Raw genomic sequence first — 16,367 nt, forward strand, 5'->3', positions numbered from 1 at the left:
GGGTTTCCCTGGACGTAAACACGGGCGAAGAAAGGGGTTATTGCTGAACGAGGGTCGTTACCCGGTCTGCCGGGACGGCAGGCCACAGGCTTCCCTGCATTGCACCAAAATTGAAGGGTAATACGCGCTGTAAGATGCCATGATCGTCAATTCCCGAGACCATGACCGACTGACAATGCGGCGCGATCTGCCAGAGAATGGCGCGCATAAAAGGCTCAAACGAGAGTGCCCGGACGCGCTGCTGGATAAAGTTTTTATCCAGGATCACTCGTTTGAACAGACCATCATAAACCGGCTTAAGGGACGCTGCCCCTGCACCAAAGTTAGCCAGCACCAAGGGGAAATGGATCGCCATTCTTGCCAGATCGAGATCGTCTTTCCCGTTATTTAAACCTGGATAGTTCTCATTAACAGTAAACTCAAGAAACGGATAACGCTCAAGGATTGAAACAGCGTTCTCATTAGTTAATAAAAACTCAACAATTGCAGGTGTAATATTGATCCATGCAATTAACTGATGCTGAATAAAAAATAGCTTACAGGTATCGAGTAATTGCAGTTTCTCCTGAAACAGCACTAATTCATCTTCATGAGAAAGATGCGGGATAACCAGTTCGGTCGGGATCCTTACGTCCGCCCCCACGCCAGTAAAGTTAACCAAAATCTCTAAACCTTTAAGCAAACCTGCACTATCACGCGCCGGAAGGAGTAAAAGTTCAGACTGGTAAGCATTATCTAGCGTAATAATCATCGCGCTTGTCCTGCATTAAAGATGAGAGAGAACATCCTGGAGCAATTGCAGGCACAATTCCACTGTCTTGATTTTAATAAGATTAATTTCATTCTTTCCGTATTAATTTTCAGATTTTCCCTGAATCTAAAATAATCTTATCCTGGTTACTGAATAATAGCCAGTTTTAGATAAAACAGGCACATACCGACATAAATAATTGGGCAAAAATTTTACTTTAATCAACCCATGAGAAAAGCCTGACGTCTATTTTCATCGCCAGGCCCTTCGTACTGCACCGTTATGCTGCGTTTAAATACGTCTCGCCTGCCAGAAGTTTTTACGCCAGTAAACATTATCGAGAGAAGAACGCATCACGCCCCGACTGGTCGAGGCATGAATGAACTGATTATCGGTGTCATAAATGCCGACATGGAGGCCGTTTTCACCGGAACCTGTTTTAAAAAAGACCAGGTCCCCGGGCAGGAGCTCGTCTTTATCAATTTCAGTGCCGATTTTTGCCTGCATACGCGTCTCGCGCGGAAGCTGAAGGTCAAATTTATCGCGGAAGGTCATCAGCACGAATCCTGAGCAATCCACCCCGCCCCGGCTCATGCCGCCGTAGCGATAAGGGGTGCCTCGCCAGTTGCTGAGCTGATCGTTCAGGCTGGCAATGACCGTAATGGAATCAGAAAGCCGTGGGTTGGGTGGAGGTGCACGATGGCTGCTGCATCCTGCAAGAAAGAGCGCCGCAACAAGGAGAAACCAGAATCGCATTTCAGACGAATCCTCTGCTTTTTTTGTTCTTTCGGTAATTTAGCGTGCATCTATGCAACGGCGCAAGAAAGGTTATTCCTGCACCGAGGAAATGAGCATCTTGTGGCCTTCAATATCCAGCCTTTGGAACGACATGTGGTAAGCGCTCGCAAGATTGGCGGCCGTCAGCACGCTGTCGCGCGTTCCGCTGGCAATCAGCTTGCCACGCGCCAGCAACCACACCCGATGCGCGTGGCGCAACGTATGGTTTAAATCATGACTGCTCATCACGATGGCGATGCCCTTATGACACAGCGCGCTGAGCAGGGTATCCAGCGCTGCCTGCTGGGCAACGTCCAGTCCGCTCATCGGCTCGTCAAGCAGCAACAACCGTCCATGAGGATTTCCCGCCGGATGGATCTGAAGGATGACGGCGGCCAAACGCACGCGCTGCCACTCGCCGCCGGAAAGCTGATTTGCCAGCCGGGTGAGCTTGTCGTCTAACCCGAGCGCCGCAGCAACCTCGTTGAGCAATCCCACCTGATTTTTATCAGGCAGATGCAGCGTCAGGTAGTGCCAGACGGGCATTGCAAAGGGCGGAACCTGCTGCTGAACCAGGTAGCCTCGGCGGGAGGCGAGCGTAGCGGGTAGCCAGTCGACGAGCGATTGCCCGAGAAAGGTAATCTCCCCTTCCCCGCTGGTCAGCCCCGCCATGCGCGCCAGCAGCGTGCTTTTTCCGGCGCCGTTTGGCCCAACCAGGTGAAGGATTTCACCTGCGTTGACTGCGGCGGTAACAGGCTCAAGACGCCCCTTGCCGGCAACGTCTGTGAGCTGCATCAGCAGCATCATTATTTCGCCAGCGCCAGCTTGATTGATTCCATCACGATAGGATCTTCAGGCGTCATGTCAGGCGAAAAACGCTGCACGACCTGACCGTCACGGCCAATCAGGAATTTTTCGAAGTTCCACAGAATATCGTCCGGATAGAGCGGCGCGCGACCTTTACTCGCCATACGCTCATAGAAACCACTCTCTTCAGGCGCAACGGCGGTCGGTGCCGCGGCCACCAGTTTGGCATACAGCGGATGACGACTTTCCCCGTTCACATCAATTTTGCTGAACATCGGGAACGTCACGCCATAGGTTGTGCTGCAAAAAGTCTTAATCTCCTCTTCGCTACCTGGCTCCTGACCCAGGAACTGGTTGCACGGAAAGCCGAGCACGGCAAAGCCGTCTTTTTCCCAGGCTTTGTGAATGTTTTCCAGCTGTTCATACTGCGGCGTAAGGCCACATTTCGATGCCACGTTCACGATGAGCAGCACCTTGCCCTTGTAGCCTTCCAGCGTGGTTTTCTCGCCGTCAATGGTCGTCACTTCGGTATTCAGAATATCAGACTGCATAGCATTCCCTCAGGTTGACTTACAGGTTGTTTTAACGTCCAGCTTTTAATAGTAGCCAGATAAAGACCGGCGCGCCCAGCGTCGCGGTCACTACGCCTATGGGTAATTCAGCGGCCGTCAGGGCGAGCCGGGCGATGATATCGGCAACCAGCAGCGTTGCCGCCCCGGCAACCGCCGAGGCCGGGAGCAGGGTTCGATGGTCCGTAATGCCGCACAGACGCAGCATATGCGGGATCACCAGCCCAATAAAACCAATCGCCCCCGCCAGCGCCACGCTTACCCCCACCATCCAGCCAATAGCAATCACCAGTGTGTTGCGCCAGAATCCAATCGGCATCCCAAGCTGGCGAGCAGACGTTTCGCCCAGCGCGAGCATATTTAGCGGCTGTGACTGGAACGCCGTCCACAGGATGATTGGGATCAGGAGCGCCATCAACCACCCCTGATGCCAGTCAACGCCACCAAATCCCCCCATCATCCAGTACATTAGCTGGCGCAGATCGAAGGAGGTAGAGAAGTAGACAGCCCAGGTCATCAGCGCACTACATATGATCCCCAACGCTACGCCGGCAAGCAGCAGTCGGCTGGTGGATAAGTGACGTCGGGCAAAGCGCAGGAGGATCAGGGTTATCATTAACGCGCCAAGAATGGCGCTGAGGCTAATCCCCCAGGCGGAGAGCTCGCCTCCCCCCAGCATCACGGCAGCGATAAGCCCGACGCCTGCGCCATTCGACACCCCGAGCAGCCCTGGTTCCGCCAGCGGGTTTTCAAATAATGCCTGCATGATCGTGCCGCACAGCGCCAGCGCAGCGCCGACGAATAGCACAGCCAGCGTCCGCGGCAGGCGGATCTGCCAGACAAAGAGCTGTCCTTCAGGCGTAAACCAGCGTTCCGGCCCCAGCCACCGATCGCCCGCACACAGGCTGACCGTGGTGGCAACAAGCAGCAGAACCCCAAGCAGACACAGGCGGCGGAGATCGGAGCGGTGCTGGCTACGGGCAAGATCTAGCATAGACGATAGGTTATCCGGTTGAGATATCATTGATTTTACGGCGGGTTTAGCAAATAGCGCAAAGAAAAAAGGCCGCGTGAGCGGCCTTTTTAGTTAGTTCATATTACTCTGCTTTGGGCGTTGCGTTTTCGACACGGCTTTTTAACTTCTGTCCGGGTCTGAAGGTCACCACGCGGCGGGCTGTAATGGGAATATCTTCCCCCGTCTTCGGGTTACGGCCCGGACGTTGGTTTTTGTCTCGCAAATCAAAATTGCCAAAGCCGGAGAGTTTTACCTGCTCACCATTTTCCAGAGCACGACGGATCTCTTCGAAAAACAGCTCTACCAGCTCTTTGGCATCCCGTTTGCTAAGCCCAAGCTTATCAAACAGATATTCTGACATTTCAGCTTTTGTAAGCGCCATAGGTTCAATCCCTCAATGATGCCTGGAATCGCTCTTTTAATGCCTCTACACATTTGGCGACGGTAGCGGCAATCTCCTCTTCTTCGAGTGTACGGCTGGTATCCTGAAGGATAAGGCTAATAGCGAGGCTCTTGAAACCTTCTGCTACGCCCTTGCCGCGGTACACGTCAAATAAGTTTACGCCAACTACCTGATTTACGCCAACTTTCTTACATTCGGCCAAAATATCTGCTGCGGGCACATTTTCAGCGACCACAACCGCGATATCACGGCGGTTTGCCGGGAAGCGTGAGACGTCCTGCGCCTGAGGAATGACGCGGTCTGCAACCGGGTTCCACTCCAGCTCGAATACGATGGTACGGCCATTCAGATCCAGTTTACGTTCCAGCTCTGGGTGAACAACACCAATGAAACCAACACGTTTGCCGTCTAAATAAATCGCCGCACTCTGGCCCGGATGCAGGGCTGGAATGGCTTCTGCACGGAATTCAATTTCAGATAATTTACCGGTCAGATCGAGTATCGCTTCCAGATCGCCCTTCATATCGTAGAAATCGACCGTCCCTTTTGCCAAATCCCAGTGCTCTTCATAGCGGTTACCGCTGATGGCACCGGCCAGCATGAGATCCTGACGGATGCCTAAATTCGCCTGAGTATCCGGTACAAAGCGCAAACCGCTTTCGAAAATACGCACGCGGTTTTGCTGACGGTTCTGGTTATAAACGATAGTGCCCAGCAGCCCCGTCCACAAGGACAGACGCATCGCTGACATCTCGCTGGAAATCGGACTTGGCAGGGTCAGCGCTTCCTGACCCGGGTGGATTAGCTGTTGCAGCTTAGGATCAACGAAGCTGTAGGTAATCACTTCCTGGTAGCCTTTGTCGTTCAGCATGGTTTTCACACGCTTCAGCGACAGATCGGCTTCGCGATGGCTGCCCATCACCAGACCAGCCTGAACCGGCTCGTCAGGGATGTTGTTGTAGCCGTAAACACGGGCTACTTCTTCCACAAGATCTTCTTCAATCTCCATATCGAAACGCCAGGATGGCGCAACGGCTTTCCATTCGTCCTGGCCTTCAGTCACTTCACAGCCCAGGCGCGTCAGAATGTCAGTCACCTGCGCATCGTCAACATGGTGACCAATCAGACGATCCAGTTTACTGCGGCGCAGGGTAATGGTCGCACGCTTCGGCAGCGTCGCTTCGTTTGTCACATCAATAACCGGACCTGCTTCACCGCCGCAGATGTCGATCAGCAGACGAGTCGCACGTTCCATCGCTTTGTATTGCAGCGCTGGATCGACGCCACGCTCGTAGCGGTGAGAGGCGTCAGTGTGCAGACCGTGACGGCGTGCGCGGCCAGTGATGGACAGCGGGCTGAAGAACGCGCATTCCAGCAGGACGTTTTGCGTCCCGTCGTTGACGCCAGAGTGCTCACCACCGAAAATACCGCCCATCGCCAGCGCTTTGTTGTGATCGGCAATCACCAGGGTGTCGGCGCTCAGTTTCGCTTCGCTGCCGTCCAACAGAACCAGGGTTTCACCCTCTTTCGCCATGCGCACCACAATACCGCCTTCGATACGATCTTTATCGAAAGCGTGCATTGGCTGGCCCAGCTCCAGCAGAACGTAGTTGGTGACGTCAACCACCGCGTCGATAGAACGGATACCGCAACGACGCAGTTTCTCTTTCATCCACAGCGGGGTTGGCGCGTTAACGTTGATGCCTTTCACTACACGACCGAGGTAGCGCGGACATGCGTCAGGAGCGTCAACCTGAATCGGCAGCACGTCACTGATGGTTGCCTCAACCGGTGCAATCTCCGGCACGTTCAGTTCGGTCTGGTTAAGCACGGCCACGTCGCGGGCCACGCCGATGATGCCCAGGCAGTCTGCACGGTTTGGGGTCACGCTGATTTCGATGGTGTTATCATCAAGCTTTAGGTATTCGCGAAGGTCAGTGCCAATCGGCGCATCCAGCGGCAGCTCGATGATGCCGTTATGATCATCGGAAATCCCCAGCTCGGAGAAAGAACACAGCATGCCTTCAGACGGCTCGCCGCGCAGTTTGGCCGCTTTGATTTTAAAATCACCCGGCAGTACCGCACCGACGGTCGCCACGGCTACCTTCAGGCCCTGACGGCAGTTTGGCGCACCGCAGACGATATCCAGCAGACGGTCACCGCCCACATTGACTTTTGTTACGCGCAGTTTGTCTGCGTTAGGGTGCTGACCGCACTCAACCACTTCACCCACCACGACGCCGGTGAAGGCGCCAGAAACAGGATCCACGCCATCAACTTCCAGACCCGCCATGGTGATCTGGTTGGAAAGCGCTTCGCTGTCCAGCGTGGTGTTAACCCATTCGCGTAACCACAGTTCACTGAATTTCATTGTTCTGTCCTGCCCTTATTTAAACTGTTTGAGGAAACGCAGATCGTTTTCGAAGAACGCACGTAAATCGGTTACGCCGTAGCGCAGCATGGTCAGACGCTCCATGCCCATACCGAACGCAAAGCCGGAATACACTTCCGGATCGATACCCACGTTGCGCAGCACGTTTGGATGCACCATGCCGCAGCCCAGCACTTCCAGCCATTTACCGTTTTTACCCATCACGTCAACTTCCGCAGACGGTTCGGTGAACGGGAAGTAGGACGGACGGAAGCGAACCTGCAAATCTTCCTCAAAGAAGTTATTCAGGAAATCGTGCAGCGTGCCTTTCAGGTTGGTGAAGCTGATGTTTTTATCAACAATCAGACCTTCCATCTGGTGGAACATTGGGGTGTGGGTCTGATCGTAGTCGTTACGGTATACGCGACCCGGCGCGATGATGCGGATCGGTGGAGCCTGATCCTTCATGGTGCGTATCTGAACGCCGGAGGTCTGGGTTCGCAGCAGACGGGTGGCGTCAAACCAGAAAGTGTCGTGGTCAGCACGTGCCGGATGATGGCCAGGAATGTTCAGGGCATCGAAGTTGTGGTAGTCATCTTCAATTTCCGGGCCAGTCGCCACGGTAAAGCCGAGCTCACCGAAGAAACTTTCAATACGATCGATAGTACGGGTAACCGGATGCAGACCGCCGTTTTCAATACGACGACCCGGCAGAGAAACGTCAATCGTTTCTGCCGCCAGGCGCGCATTCAGCACCGCGCTTTCCAGCTCGGCTTTACGTGCGTTCAGCGCCTGCTGTACCTGCTCTTTGGCTTCGTTAATCACTGCACCGGCTGCCGGGCGCTCCTCTGCTGGCAGTTCACGCAGGGTAGTCATCTGAAGGGTCAAATGCCCTTTCTTGCCCAGATATTCGACGCGGACATTGTCTAACGCGGCAACATCTGAGGCCTGGTTAATGGCGGCCGTTGCACTGGCAACCAGCTCTGCGAGATGTGACATGGTTTTCCTCATTATGTCGGTGCAGACACCGAATTGTTGGACGTATTCTCTCAAATTCAGGCACAAAAAAAGCCTCCATCAGGAGGCTTATCTGGCGCTGTTTTTCGTTTCATCTTTCACGCGCTAGCCTCCTGAAGTCAGGTGCTAAAGTAAAAGAAGAAGCGGAAAATAGCAGCATTCATGCTTGCGTTACCTTATAGGTAAAAAATCGTTAAGACCTTATTGAAAAGCCTGCACGGATAAATGTCAATCTTCTGATGGTGTGAAATGAAAAGAGGAGGCAAAGCCCCCTCTCTCAACTGGCTTATGCCAGTGCTGCTTTCGCTTTTTCGACCAGAGCGGTGAACGCTACTTTGTCGAATACTGCGATGTCAGCCAGGATCTTACGGTCGATTTCAACAGAGGCTTTTTTCAGGCCGTTGATGAATTTGCTGTAAGAAATACCGTTCTGACGTGCTGCTGCGTTGATACGCGCAATCCACAGTTGACGGAACTGACGCTTACGCTGACGACGGTCACGGTAAGCGTACTGACCTGCTTTGATAACAGCCTGGAAGGCAACGCGGTATACGCGTGAACGCGCACCGTAGTAGCCTTTAGCTTGTTTCAAAATTTTCTTGTGACGTGCACGTGCAATTACACCACGTTTTACGCGAGCCATGTGTGCTCTCCTGTATCTATTCTAAGTTAAAAAAGTTAAACGAAACGACTTATGCGTACGGCAGGCACGCGATGACCAGGCCCAGATCGCCTTTAGAAACCATGGCTTTTGGACGCAGGTGACGTTTACGCTTGGTAGCTTTCTTAGTCAGAATGTGACGCAGGTTAGCGTGCTTGTGCTTAAAACCACCTTTACCGGTTTTTTTGAAGCGCTTAGCAGCACCGCGTACGGTCTTAATTTTTGGCATTTTAATAACTTCCACTTCGCATTGTTAAATAAACGAAACATAGGCGAACAAAACCTATGGGGCCCAAAGGCTCCACAGATTTTGCTGCTTGAAGGCCTTACTGTTTCTTCTTAGGAGCGAGCACCATGATCATCTGGCGGCCTTCGATCTTCGTAGGGAAGGATTCGACTACTGCCAGTTCACTCAGATCGTCACGGACGCGGTTAAGCACTTCCATACCGATCTGTTGGTGGGCCATTTCACGACCGCGGAAACGCAGTGTGATCTTGGCCTTATCGCCATCTTCCAGAAAGCGAATCAGGCTGCGGAGTTTTACCTGATAATCGCCATCGTCGGTACCAGGACGGAATTTGATTTCCTTAACCTGGATAACTTTTTGCTTCTTCTTCTGTTCCTTAGAAGACTTACTCTTTTCATAAAGGAACTTGCCGTAGTCCATGATACGACAAACTGGCGGTTCGGCGTTAGGGCTGATTTCAACTAAATCTACTCCAGCTTCTTCAGCCTTTTCGATCGCTTCTCTCAGACTCACAATCCCCAGCTGCTCGCCTTCCAGACCTGTTAAGCGAACTTCCTGGGCGCGAATCTCGCCATTGATACGATTCGGACGTGCCGTTTGAACTCGTTTTCCGCCTTTAATACCTTATTCCTCCAGTTGTTGAAGACTGCGGCTGCGAATCTCTTGTTGCAGCTTCTCAATCACTTCACTTACGTCCAGGCTGCCCAGGTCTTTACCACGGCGGGTGCGAACGGCAACTTTGCCTGCTTCCACCTCTTTATCACCACAGACCAACATATACGGGACACGACGTAAAGTGTGCTCGCGGATTTTAAAGCCAATCTTCTCATTTCTCAAGTCTGCTTTTACGCGAATGCCCGCATTTTGTAGTTTCTGCGTCAATTCTTTAACGTAATCCGCCTGAGAATCGGTAATGTTCATCACCACGACCTGCACTGGCGCAAGCCAGGTTGGGAAGAAGCCTGCGAACTCTTCGGTCAGGATGCCGATGAAGCGCTCCAGTGAACCGAGAATCGCACGGTGAATCATAACCGGCACCTGACGCTCGTTGTCTTCGCCAACATAAGAGGCGCTTAAACGCTGCGGCAGGGAGAAGTCCAGCTGTACCGTTCCGCACTGCCATGCGCGATCGAGGCAGTCATACAGGGTAAATTCAATTTTCGGACCGTAGAATGCGCCCTCGCCCAGCTGGTATTCGAACGGAATACCGTTCTCTTCCAGCGCCACGGCGAGATCCGCTTCTGCGCGATCCCATGTCTCATCGCTGCCGATACGTTTTTCCGGACGCGTTGAGAGTTTGACCACGATCTTCTCGAAGCCAAAGGTGCTGTACATATCGTAGACCATACGAATACAGGCGTTAACTTCATCACGAACCTGATCTTCAGTACAGAAGATATGCGCATCATCCTGAGTAAAGCCACGAACACGCATCAGACCGTGCAGCGCACCTGATGGCTCGTTACGGTGGCAGCTACCGAATTCCGCCATACGCAGCGGCAAATCGCGGTAGGATTTCAGACCCTGGTTGAAGATCTGAACGTGGCCCGGGCAGTTCATTGGCTTGATGCAGTATTCACGGTTCTCAGACGAAGTGGTGAACATCGCATCTTTGTAATTGTCCCAGTGGCCGGTTTTTTCCCACAGCACACGGTCCATCATGAACGGGCCTTTCACTTCCTGATACTGGTACTCTTTCAGCTTGGAGCGCACGAACGTTTCCAGTTCGCGGAAGATTGTCCAGCCGTCGTTATGCCAGAACACCATCCCCGGCGCTTCTTCCTGCATATGATACAGGTCAAGCTGCTTACCGATTTTACGGTGGTCACGCTTAGCCGCCTCTTCCAGGCGTTGCAGGTATGCGTTCAGGGCTTTCTTATCGGCCCACGCGGTACCATAGATACGCTGCAACATTTTGTTGTTGCTGTCGCCACGCCAGTAAGCGCCTGCGATTTTCATCAGTTTGAAATGATGACAGAAGCGCATATTCGGCACGTGCGGACCACGGCACATGTCGACGTATTCCTGGTGATGGTACAAGCCTGGCTTGTCATCATGAGCGATGTTTTCATCAAGAATCGAGACTTTGTAGCTCTCGCCGCGCTTCACGAAGGTTTCACGCGCTTCGTGCCAGCTGACTTTCTTCTTAATGACGTCATAGTTGGTTTCGGCGAGCTCGTGCATACGTTTTTCGAGCGCGTCGATATCTTCCTGGGTTAGGGTGTGGTCAAGGTCAACGTCGTAGTAGAAACCGTTGTCGATAACCGGGCCGATCGCCATTTTGGTGTTTGGCCACAGCTGCTTGATAGCATGGCCTAACAGGTGCGCGCAGGAGTGACGAATGATCTCCAGACCTTCTTCGTCTTTCGCCGTGATAATTGCAAGCGTTGCATCGCTTTCAATCAAGTCGGACGCGTCTACCAGTTCGCCGTTTACGCGGCCTGCAATGGTTGCTTTTGCAAGTCCAGGACCGATATCCAGGGCAACATCCATTGGGCTAACAGCGTGGTCGAAATGGCGTTGGCTGCCATCAGGAAGAGTAATTACAGGCATTTTATATCCTTATTTGCAGTGATGCCCCACACATAAGAGCATATACAAAGAAAATAATCGTGATTAAACAGTAGATTACGAAACCATCTGACCAACAATCGTCAAATTGGTTCGTCATCATGCACCTGCCGATTTCAGAATAGTGCGGGTTTACGGCAAGCGGACTAATGGTAACACTAATGCCAGGGCGAATGCACCTTCTGCGACCGTTTTGAACCTCTCATCCTTGCGGATGGAAGCATGAACTATCGCGACCAGATGCTCGCATTCCAACAACGCTGAGCTATTCTTGAACAGGTCCTAAACATCCAGGGGTTATCACATGAATGTATCCAGCAAAACCGTTGTGATATTAAATCTACTCTCCGCTGCCGGTCTGGTATTGATCTTAGCCGACAGATTCCATTGGTTTTAAGACGAACCGGTGTTCTGGCATAACCTGGGGTTCCGTGTTGAGCGCTTTCTTGCGCAGGCTTTGGTAGACTAAGGTTATCTACTGACAAGGATTAGGTTATGCCAACAAAAAAATTTGCCGCGAAGCACTGGAAAATGGTCGTGGTGTTAATTGCTATTTGCGGCGCGATGCTGCTGCTGCGGTGGGCCGCTATGATTTGGGGCTAATAGTATGTCATCGAAAACGTGATGATAAGTTACTGAGTAAAGTTTAATTATCGTTACGTTAATTGAAGTGTAAAACCGGTACATCATAATCCGGTTTTCAACAGGTTTTAACAGATTTTATATTCCATCCAACGTGGCAGTTGAATTTTCAGGACCACTCACCCGCCACCAGCTTGTGCACATCGAAGGCATCATTCATTGACTGGCCGGTAGACTGAGAGCCAGGGGCAATGTTGGAGCCTGCTTCTACATCAGAGGCTTTAGCGATCCCGATTTGACCGTTAACGTCACTGGCTGGTTGCGTCATATTATCAGCAGCAAATACGCCAAATGAAAGTGCGGAAAGCACTATCGCTGCTGTAGCAGTTTTGATTTTTTTCATAAATTTATTCTCATACTTAATTTATGCAGAAATACCTTAGGCGCGTGTTTGCCTGTGACGTAAGTGTAGATCTGGATCACATTTTTGCCTAGTCAAATTATTTAGCAATTCGTGTCAAATAAACTGAATAAACGCTGCGTGACTAATTAAGGAGAAATAATGAAGATGAATCCAAAATCCTCATTTTAAAACGCCGTTTAATATAAATAAGCACAGTTTCAGAAAATAAAAAACGGGCCGGGAATAATCCCGGCCCACGAAATTACATTTTATAGCCTAATGAAATCGTAGTTCTGCGATCGGTATGTTCCGGCGCAGAATCAGGCGGTGAAGAGTTCCAGGTTACGTTGTACGCCACCTTGAGTCCAAAGTGTTCGTTGATGGCCACGTTCAACGCACTTTCAGAGTTCAGGGTTGTATCTTCAGCACCAAACACCGACACACCCTGGGTGAATTTAGCGTTGTCCGTCATCTGCCATGCATAAGTGCCCGATGCATAACCCAGCGGCTGGGTTTCATCTTCGCCATTGGTGTACTCGTCGTAACGGACACCCGGACCAAATTCAAAACGCAAACTGTGCACCGGCCCGTTCAGGAACTGACGACCATAACCCGCAGTCACGACATCACGCTGGCGATAACCGTTGTAGCGATCGGTCAGCCAACTTGCCTGCCCGAACAGGTAGTCATAATCGGTCATGTTGTAACGGCTACGTCCGCCTACCGCGTATTTCTCCGATGAGCGTTGATCGTTAGCAGAGGTGTTGCTGGCATTTCCCCACAGCGACCATGCCGTGGTGTTGCCGTACCAGGTCAGGGTGCTGTCTGCGGTCAGAGAGGAGCTTTTCGTATTACCGGATTGCGCCAGATACCCGGCATTCACGTTACCTTCAAAGGGTTTTTTGGCAGTGGAGGGATCGTCCATGACAGTAAAAACGGTATCATCGGCGGTTGCATTCAGTGACGCAAATACGCCACCCGCCAGCATCAGTGCTGCGGGTACTGTCTTCAAGAGCTTCATTTTATTTAAGGAGTCCGTACAACATAAAAAGAGACCGTCACGGTCTCGGAAACTTTCTTGCGGATCAATGACAAGGCGACCATAGAAAGGTAACAAATTATAAAAAGCCGCAAATAACATAGCAATATTTTCTTCTTTCATTTTTTGAATAAGAACGATCCCAAACCGCGTTTTATTTTATATGCCCGGCGCAGATTATTTGTCAGCATTCATATTTAAAATCATACTGTTATTTACGTTGCCTTCCTGCCAAACGGTGCCATGCTTAAAAGAACCCATGAAAAAAGGAGGTCATGATGGCTTCGATTTATACGCTGACACTCTCCCCTTCCCTCGACTCCGCGACCATGACGCCGCAAATCTACCCGGAGGGTAAGCTGCGCTGTAGCGCGCCGGTGTTTGAGCCGGGCGGCGGCGGCATTAACGTGGCGCGCGCTATTACCCATCTCGGCGGAAAAGCCACCGCCATCTTCCCCGCTGGCGGCGCTACGGGAGAACATCTGGTGGCGTTGCTGGCAGATGAACAGGTAGCCGTGGACACCGTAGACGCTAAAGACTGGACCCGGCAAAACCTGCATGTCCACATCGAATCCAGCGGCGAGCAATATCGTTTTGTGATGCCGGGAGCGAAGCTGAGCGATGATGAGTTTCGTCAACTGGAAGAGAAAGTGCTGACCATTGAAAGTGGTTCATTGCTGGCGATCAGCGGAAGCCTGCCGCCGGGCGTAAAAACAGAAAAGCTGACGGCGCTGGTTCAGGCGGTACTCCAGCGCGGTATCCGCTGCATTGTCGATAGCTCGGGCGACGCCCTGAAGGCGGCGTTAGAACCCGGACAGCTTGAACTCGTTAAACCTAACCAGAAAGAGCTCAGTGCGCTGGTTAATCGCGAACTCAGCCAGCCTGATGACGTGCGTACTGCCGCAGAAGAGCTGGTACGTACGGGCAAAGCGCATCGCGTTGTGGTCTCTCTCGGTCCTCAGGGTGCACTGGCCGTCGACAAGACGGGCTTTGTACAGGTTGTTCCACCGCCAATGAAAAGCCAGAGCACCGTGGGTGCCGGTGACAGTATGGTTGGCGCGATGGTGCTGAAGCTGGCGCAGGGCGCTTCGCTTCTGGAGATGGCACGCTATGGCGTCGCGGCAGGTAGTGCAGCCACCATAAACCAGGGAACGCGTCTGTGTTCGCTTGCGGATACCCAGAAAATTGTCGATTACCTGGCGAGAAGCTGAACGTACTCCCCCTCCACAGGGAGGGGGAAGTCGCCAAATATGGCTTATCAACTATGCTAAGAAAACTTTCAGGATAACAACGAGGTGAATTATGAGCAGTGGTGATATCACCCGCTACGTCGTAACCGTCAATATTCATGAGGCATCGCTGACCGAACTGAATGAACTCAACAACGCTTTCACGCGGGCGAACTTTCTGCTCACGCTGACGGACGGTGAGGGCAATATTCACGATCTCGGCTCACTGGCATTTGGCCTGATTAGCCCGCTGAGTCAGGAAGAGGTGAAGGCGCTGGCCAGTAGCCTGGTGGAAAGCGTGACTGACAAAGCCACGGAAATTGACGTGGATAGCTGGGAAAACTGGCATAAAAAAGAACAATAAGTGCCTTGTACAAAATTAAACCGCTCAGTTGTGCGTTAGTTCCTGTTTTTTTATAGCCGTTTTGCGCTAACTTTATGATCTGGCAGACAACATGGGAGAGACATCATGTGGCAGGCTATCAGTCATCTTTTAAGTGAGCAGCTGGGTGAAGGTGAAATTGAACTGCGTAACGAACTGCCAGGCGGAGAGATCCATGCCGCATGGCATTTACGTTACGCCGGGCGCGATCTTTTCGTTAAATGTGATGAGCGCGAATTGCTCCCCATTTTTACTGCCGAAGCCGATCAGCTTGAGCTGTTATCGCGCAGTAAAACCGTCACCGTTCCGCAGGTTTTAGCCGTCGGCAGCGATCGTGACTATAGCTTTCTGGTGATGAACTATCTTCCCGCACGTCCTCTGGATGCGCACAACGCCTTTATTCTCGGGCAACAGATCGCCCGTTTGCACCAGTGGAGCGATCAACCTCAGTTTGGGCTCGATTTCGATAATGACCTCTCCACCACCCCACAGCCAAACGCATGGCAGCGCCGCTGGTCGACTTTTTTCGCCGAACAGCGTATTGGCTGGCAGCTGGAGCTGGCCGCTGAAAAGGGATTAGCGTTCGGCAACATCGACGCGATCGTTGAACACATTCAGCAGCGTCTGGCTTCGCATCAGCCTCAGGCTTCCCTTCTGCACGGTGACTTATGGTCGAATAACTGTGCGCTTGGGCCTGATGGCCCCTATATATTTGACCCGGCCTGCTACTGGGGCGACAGAGAGTGTGACCTCGCGATGCTGCCGTTGCACCCTGAACAGCCGCCGCAAATTTATGATGGCTATCAGTCTGTCTCGCCTTTACCTGCGGGTTTCCTCGATCGTCAGCCGGTTTATCAGCTCTACACCTTGCTAAACCGGGCTATTTTGTTTGGCGGGCGTCATCTGGTGAATGCCCAGCGGGCGCTGGATCGTATTCTGGCGGCATAACGGAAGGGGGCAACATCACGCCCCCCTTTAACATTTACAGGAAGCCAAGCAGCGTAAAGAAGAAATACCCGGCCACAATGATAATGATCGGCAAGACGTAGAGCGGGAAAAACTGCACAAAGATGGTATGACGCGGAACGACAATGCGCGATTCAATCTGCTCGCGGCTCATCCCGTCAGGCCCTTTCGCCTTCTCAAGTATCAGCTGATCTTCCACGCCTTCACGTAGAAAGCGGGTCTGGCGGCTCATGCGCGCGCCGGAAGCCTGTAACGCCATCGCGATGAATATTAACGCATAAATTATCCAGAACCCGATATTCAACTGGTGGTGAAAATCCGGCGTGGGCGAATTGAACCAGAAGACGTTCAGAAACGGGGTATTAAATCGCATCATCTCAATCATGACGTGGGCAAAATCAAGCATGACGGCATTAATGCCCGGCTGTTTTTCGCTGTGATCGTACATAAATTTGAGTACGGAGATCAGCGTTGAAATCAGGGCGGGAATGAAAATAACCCAACCAGCAATACGTTTTAAGACCGCGATGCGTCCAGCTTGTTGATACGTCATTAGTTCCTCTTCATAAAGACGCG

Annotated in this window: 21 protein-coding genes and 1 other annotated feature; of the genes, 5 read left to right on the forward strand and 16 right to left on the reverse strand. The window is 52.0% G+C overall.

Features of this window, described 5'->3' with window-relative positions; translation table 11 throughout:
• Positions 1-37 precede the first annotated feature (37 nt).
• The 13 genes from G6Q29_RS10435 to thrS form a co-directional block, all read right to left on the reverse strand.
• The gene (locus G6Q29_RS10435; protein ID WP_165465546.1) at positions 38-751 is read right to left on the reverse strand and encodes an EAL domain-containing protein; all 714 of its coding nucleotides are present in this window, start codon (positions 749-751) and stop codon (positions 38-40) included.
• A gap of 291 nt (positions 752-1,042) precedes the next feature.
• On the reverse strand, positions 1,043-1,507 hold the full coding sequence (locus G6Q29_RS10440; RefSeq protein ID WP_017693586.1) for an NlpC/P60 family protein: 465 nt from the start codon (positions 1,505-1,507) through the stop codon (positions 1,043-1,045).
• 72 nt (positions 1,508-1,579) lie between these two features.
• Complete coding sequence (gene btuD / locus G6Q29_RS10445; RefSeq protein ID WP_165465547.1) at positions 1,580-2,335, reverse strand: vitamin B12 ABC transporter ATP-binding protein BtuD; 756 nt, start codon at positions 2,333-2,335, stop codon at positions 1,580-1,582.
• Positions 2,335-2,886: a glutathione peroxidase gene (locus G6Q29_RS10450; RefSeq protein ID WP_165465548.1), complete on the reverse strand. Its 552-nt coding sequence runs from the start codon at positions 2,884-2,886 to the stop codon at positions 2,335-2,337. Before G6Q29_RS10450 ends, btuD begins: the two co-directional genes overlap by 1 nt.
• A 31-nt stretch (positions 2,887-2,917) precedes the next feature.
• Positions 2,918-3,898 (reverse strand): vitamin B12 ABC transporter permease BtuC, encoded by a 981-nt coding sequence (gene btuC / locus G6Q29_RS10455; protein WP_165465549.1) that lies wholly within the window; start codon positions 3,896-3,898, stop codon positions 2,918-2,920.
• Between the two features lie 103 nt (positions 3,899-4,001).
• A complete protein-coding gene (gene ihfA, locus G6Q29_RS10460; protein WP_003857805.1) occupies positions 4,002-4,301 on the reverse strand; it encodes an integration host factor subunit alpha in 300 nt (99 codons plus the stop codon).
• A 4-nt stretch (positions 4,302-4,305) separates the two neighbouring features.
• Positions 4,306-6,693, reverse strand: coding sequence for a phenylalanine--tRNA ligase subunit beta (gene pheT, locus G6Q29_RS10465; RefSeq protein WP_165465550.1), 2,388 nt, complete (start codon positions 6,691-6,693; stop codon positions 4,306-4,308).
• Positions 6,694-6,708: 15 nt separating this feature from the next.
• Positions 6,709-7,692 carry a phenylalanine--tRNA ligase subunit alpha gene (pheS, locus tag G6Q29_RS10470; protein WP_029740434.1) on the reverse strand — a complete coding sequence of 328 codons (984 nt, stop codon included), beginning with the start codon at positions 7,690-7,692 and terminating at the stop codon, positions 6,709-6,711.
• A 62-nt stretch (positions 7,693-7,754) separates the two neighbouring features.
• Positions 7,755-7,879: a sequence feature (Phe leader region), on the reverse strand.
• Positions 7,830-7,874 carry a pheST operon leader peptide PheM gene (pheM, locus tag G6Q29_RS10475; RefSeq protein WP_001386830.1) on the reverse strand — a complete coding sequence of 15 codons (45 nt, stop codon included), beginning with the start codon at positions 7,872-7,874 and terminating at the stop codon, positions 7,830-7,832. Its footprint overlaps the feature before it by 45 nt.
• A gap of 117 nt (positions 7,880-7,996) precedes the next feature.
• Positions 7,997-8,353, reverse strand: a complete 357-nt coding sequence (gene rplT / locus G6Q29_RS10480) for a 50S ribosomal protein L20 (protein WP_000124850.1) — start codon at positions 8,351-8,353, stop codon at positions 7,997-7,999.
• A gap of 49 nt (positions 8,354-8,402) precedes the next feature.
• Positions 8,403-8,600 carry a 50S ribosomal protein L35 gene (gene rpmI / locus G6Q29_RS10485; protein WP_001124225.1) on the reverse strand — a complete coding sequence of 66 codons (198 nt, stop codon included), beginning with the start codon at positions 8,598-8,600 and terminating at the stop codon, positions 8,403-8,405.
• A 97-nt stretch (positions 8,601-8,697) separates the two neighbouring features.
• A complete protein-coding gene (gene infC / locus G6Q29_RS10490; RefSeq protein ID WP_023616141.1) occupies positions 8,698-9,240 on the reverse strand; it encodes a translation initiation factor IF-3 in 543 nt (180 codons plus the stop codon).
• Positions 9,241-9,243: 3 nt separating this feature from the next.
• The gene (gene thrS / locus G6Q29_RS10495) at positions 9,244-11,172 is read right to left on the reverse strand and encodes a threonine--tRNA ligase (protein ID WP_047051470.1); all 1,929 of its coding nucleotides are present in this window, start codon (positions 11,170-11,172) and stop codon (positions 9,244-9,246) included.
• A 322-nt stretch (positions 11,173-11,494) separates the two neighbouring features.
• Between thrS and yncL the strand changes: the two genes are divergently transcribed.
• On the forward strand, positions 11,495-11,587 hold the full coding sequence (gene yncL / locus G6Q29_RS10500; RefSeq protein ID WP_165465551.1) for a stress response membrane protein YncL: 93 nt from the start codon (positions 11,495-11,497) through the stop codon (positions 11,585-11,587).
• 98 nt (positions 11,588-11,685) lie between these two features.
• Positions 11,686-11,793 (forward strand): small membrane protein YniD, encoded by a 108-nt coding sequence (gene yniD, locus G6Q29_RS10505; protein WP_165465552.1) that lies wholly within the window; start codon positions 11,686-11,688, stop codon positions 11,791-11,793.
• Positions 11,794-11,941: 148 nt separating this feature from the next.
• Here yniD and G6Q29_RS10510 read toward each other — a convergent pair whose 3' ends face one another.
• Both G6Q29_RS10510 and G6Q29_RS10515 read right to left on the reverse strand, forming a co-directional pair.
• A complete protein-coding gene (locus G6Q29_RS10510) occupies positions 11,942-12,175 on the reverse strand; it encodes a hypothetical protein (RefSeq protein WP_165465553.1) in 234 nt (77 codons plus the stop codon).
• Positions 12,176-12,437: 262 nt separating this feature from the next.
• Entirely contained in the window at positions 12,438-13,196 is a 759-nt protein-coding gene (locus tag G6Q29_RS10515; protein WP_026080717.1) for a DUF481 domain-containing protein, read from the reverse strand.
• 296 nt (positions 13,197-13,492) lie between these two features.
• Here G6Q29_RS10515 and pfkB point away from each other — a divergent pair, with 296 nt between their 5' ends.
• The 3 genes from pfkB (at position 13,493) to G6Q29_RS10530 (ending at position 15,773) form a co-directional block, all read left to right on the forward strand.
• Positions 13,493-14,425: a 6-phosphofructokinase II gene (gene pfkB / locus G6Q29_RS10520; protein WP_165465766.1), complete on the forward strand. Its 933-nt coding sequence runs from the start codon at positions 13,493-13,495 to the stop codon at positions 14,423-14,425.
• 91 nt (positions 14,426-14,516) lie between these two features.
• On the forward strand, positions 14,517-14,807 hold the full coding sequence (gene ghoS / locus G6Q29_RS10525) for a type V toxin-antitoxin system endoribonuclease antitoxin GhoS (protein ID WP_165465554.1): 291 nt from the start codon (positions 14,517-14,519) through the stop codon (positions 14,805-14,807).
• 105 nt (positions 14,808-14,912) lie between these two features.
• Positions 14,913-15,773, forward strand: a complete 861-nt coding sequence (locus G6Q29_RS10530; protein ID WP_165465555.1) for a fructosamine kinase family protein — start codon at positions 14,913-14,915, stop codon at positions 15,771-15,773.
• Positions 15,774-15,807: 34 nt separating this feature from the next.
• Here the strand turns inward: G6Q29_RS10530 and G6Q29_RS10535 are convergent, their stop codons facing one another.
• On the reverse strand, positions 15,808-16,344 hold the full coding sequence (locus G6Q29_RS10535) for a YniB family protein (RefSeq protein ID WP_165465556.1): 537 nt from the start codon (positions 16,342-16,344) through the stop codon (positions 15,808-15,810).
• Between the last annotated feature and the right edge of the window lie 23 nt (positions 16,345-16,367).

Source organism: Enterobacter cloacae, assembly GCF_011078175.1.
Taxonomy (GTDB): domain Bacteria; phylum Pseudomonadota; class Gammaproteobacteria; order Enterobacterales; family Enterobacteriaceae; genus Enterobacter; species Enterobacter cloacae_Q.

Bases quoted from the DNA above. Each gene is read 5' to 3' on its own strand.
- G6Q29_RS10435 (WP_165465546.1), bottom strand. From the start codon at position 751: ATGATTATTACGCTAGATAATGCTTACCAGTCTGAACTTTTACTCCTT.
- G6Q29_RS10440 (WP_017693586.1), bottom strand. From the start codon at position 1,507: ATGCGATTCTGGTTTCTCCTTGTTGCGGCGCTCTTTCTTGCAGGATGC.
- btuD (WP_165465547.1), bottom strand. From the start codon at position 2,335: ATGATGCTGCTGATGCAGCTCACAGACGTTGCCGGCAAGGGGCGTCTT.
- G6Q29_RS10450 (WP_165465548.1), bottom strand. From the start codon at position 2,886: ATGCAGTCTGATATTCTGAATACCGAAGTGACGACCATTGACGGCGAG.
- btuC (WP_165465549.1), bottom strand. From the start codon at position 3,898: ATGCTAGATCTTGCCCGTAGCCAGCACCGCTCCGATCTCCGCCGCCTG.
- ihfA (WP_003857805.1), bottom strand. From the start codon at position 4,301: ATGGCGCTTACAAAAGCTGAAATGTCAGAATATCTGTTTGATAAGCTT.
- pheT (WP_165465550.1), bottom strand. From the start codon at position 6,693: ATGAAATTCAGTGAACTGTGGTTACGCGAATGGGTTAACACCACGCTG.
- pheS (WP_029740434.1), bottom strand. From the start codon at position 7,692: ATGTCACATCTCGCAGAGCTGGTTGCCAGTGCAACGGCCGCCATTAAC.
- rplT (WP_000124850.1), bottom strand. From the start codon at position 8,353: ATGGCTCGCGTAAAACGTGGTGTAATTGCACGTGCACGTCACAAGAAA.
- rpmI (WP_001124225.1), bottom strand. From the start codon at position 8,600: ATGCCAAAAATTAAGACCGTACGCGGTGCTGCTAAGCGCTTCAAAAAA.
- thrS (WP_047051470.1), bottom strand. From the start codon at position 11,172: ATGCCTGTAATTACTCTTCCTGATGGCAGCCAACGCCATTTCGACCAC.
- yncL (WP_165465551.1), top strand. From the start codon at position 11,495: ATGAATGTATCCAGCAAAACCGTTGTGATATTAAATCTACTCTCCGCT.
- yniD (WP_165465552.1), top strand. From the start codon at position 11,686: ATGCCAACAAAAAAATTTGCCGCGAAGCACTGGAAAATGGTCGTGGTG.
- G6Q29_RS10510 (WP_165465553.1), bottom strand. From the start codon at position 12,175: ATGAAAAAAATCAAAACTGCTACAGCAGCGATAGTGCTTTCCGCACTT.
- G6Q29_RS10515 (WP_026080717.1), bottom strand. From the start codon at position 13,196: ATGAAGCTCTTGAAGACAGTACCCGCAGCACTGATGCTGGCGGGTGGC.
- pfkB (WP_165465766.1), top strand. From the start codon at position 13,493: ATGGCTTCGATTTATACGCTGACACTCTCCCCTTCCCTCGACTCCGCG.
- ghoS (WP_165465554.1), top strand. From the start codon at position 14,517: ATGAGCAGTGGTGATATCACCCGCTACGTCGTAACCGTCAATATTCAT.
- G6Q29_RS10530 (WP_165465555.1), top strand. From the start codon at position 14,913: ATGTGGCAGGCTATCAGTCATCTTTTAAGTGAGCAGCTGGGTGAAGGT.
- G6Q29_RS10535 (WP_165465556.1), bottom strand. From the start codon at position 16,344: ATGACGTATCAACAAGCTGGACGCATCGCGGTCTTAAAACGTATTGCT.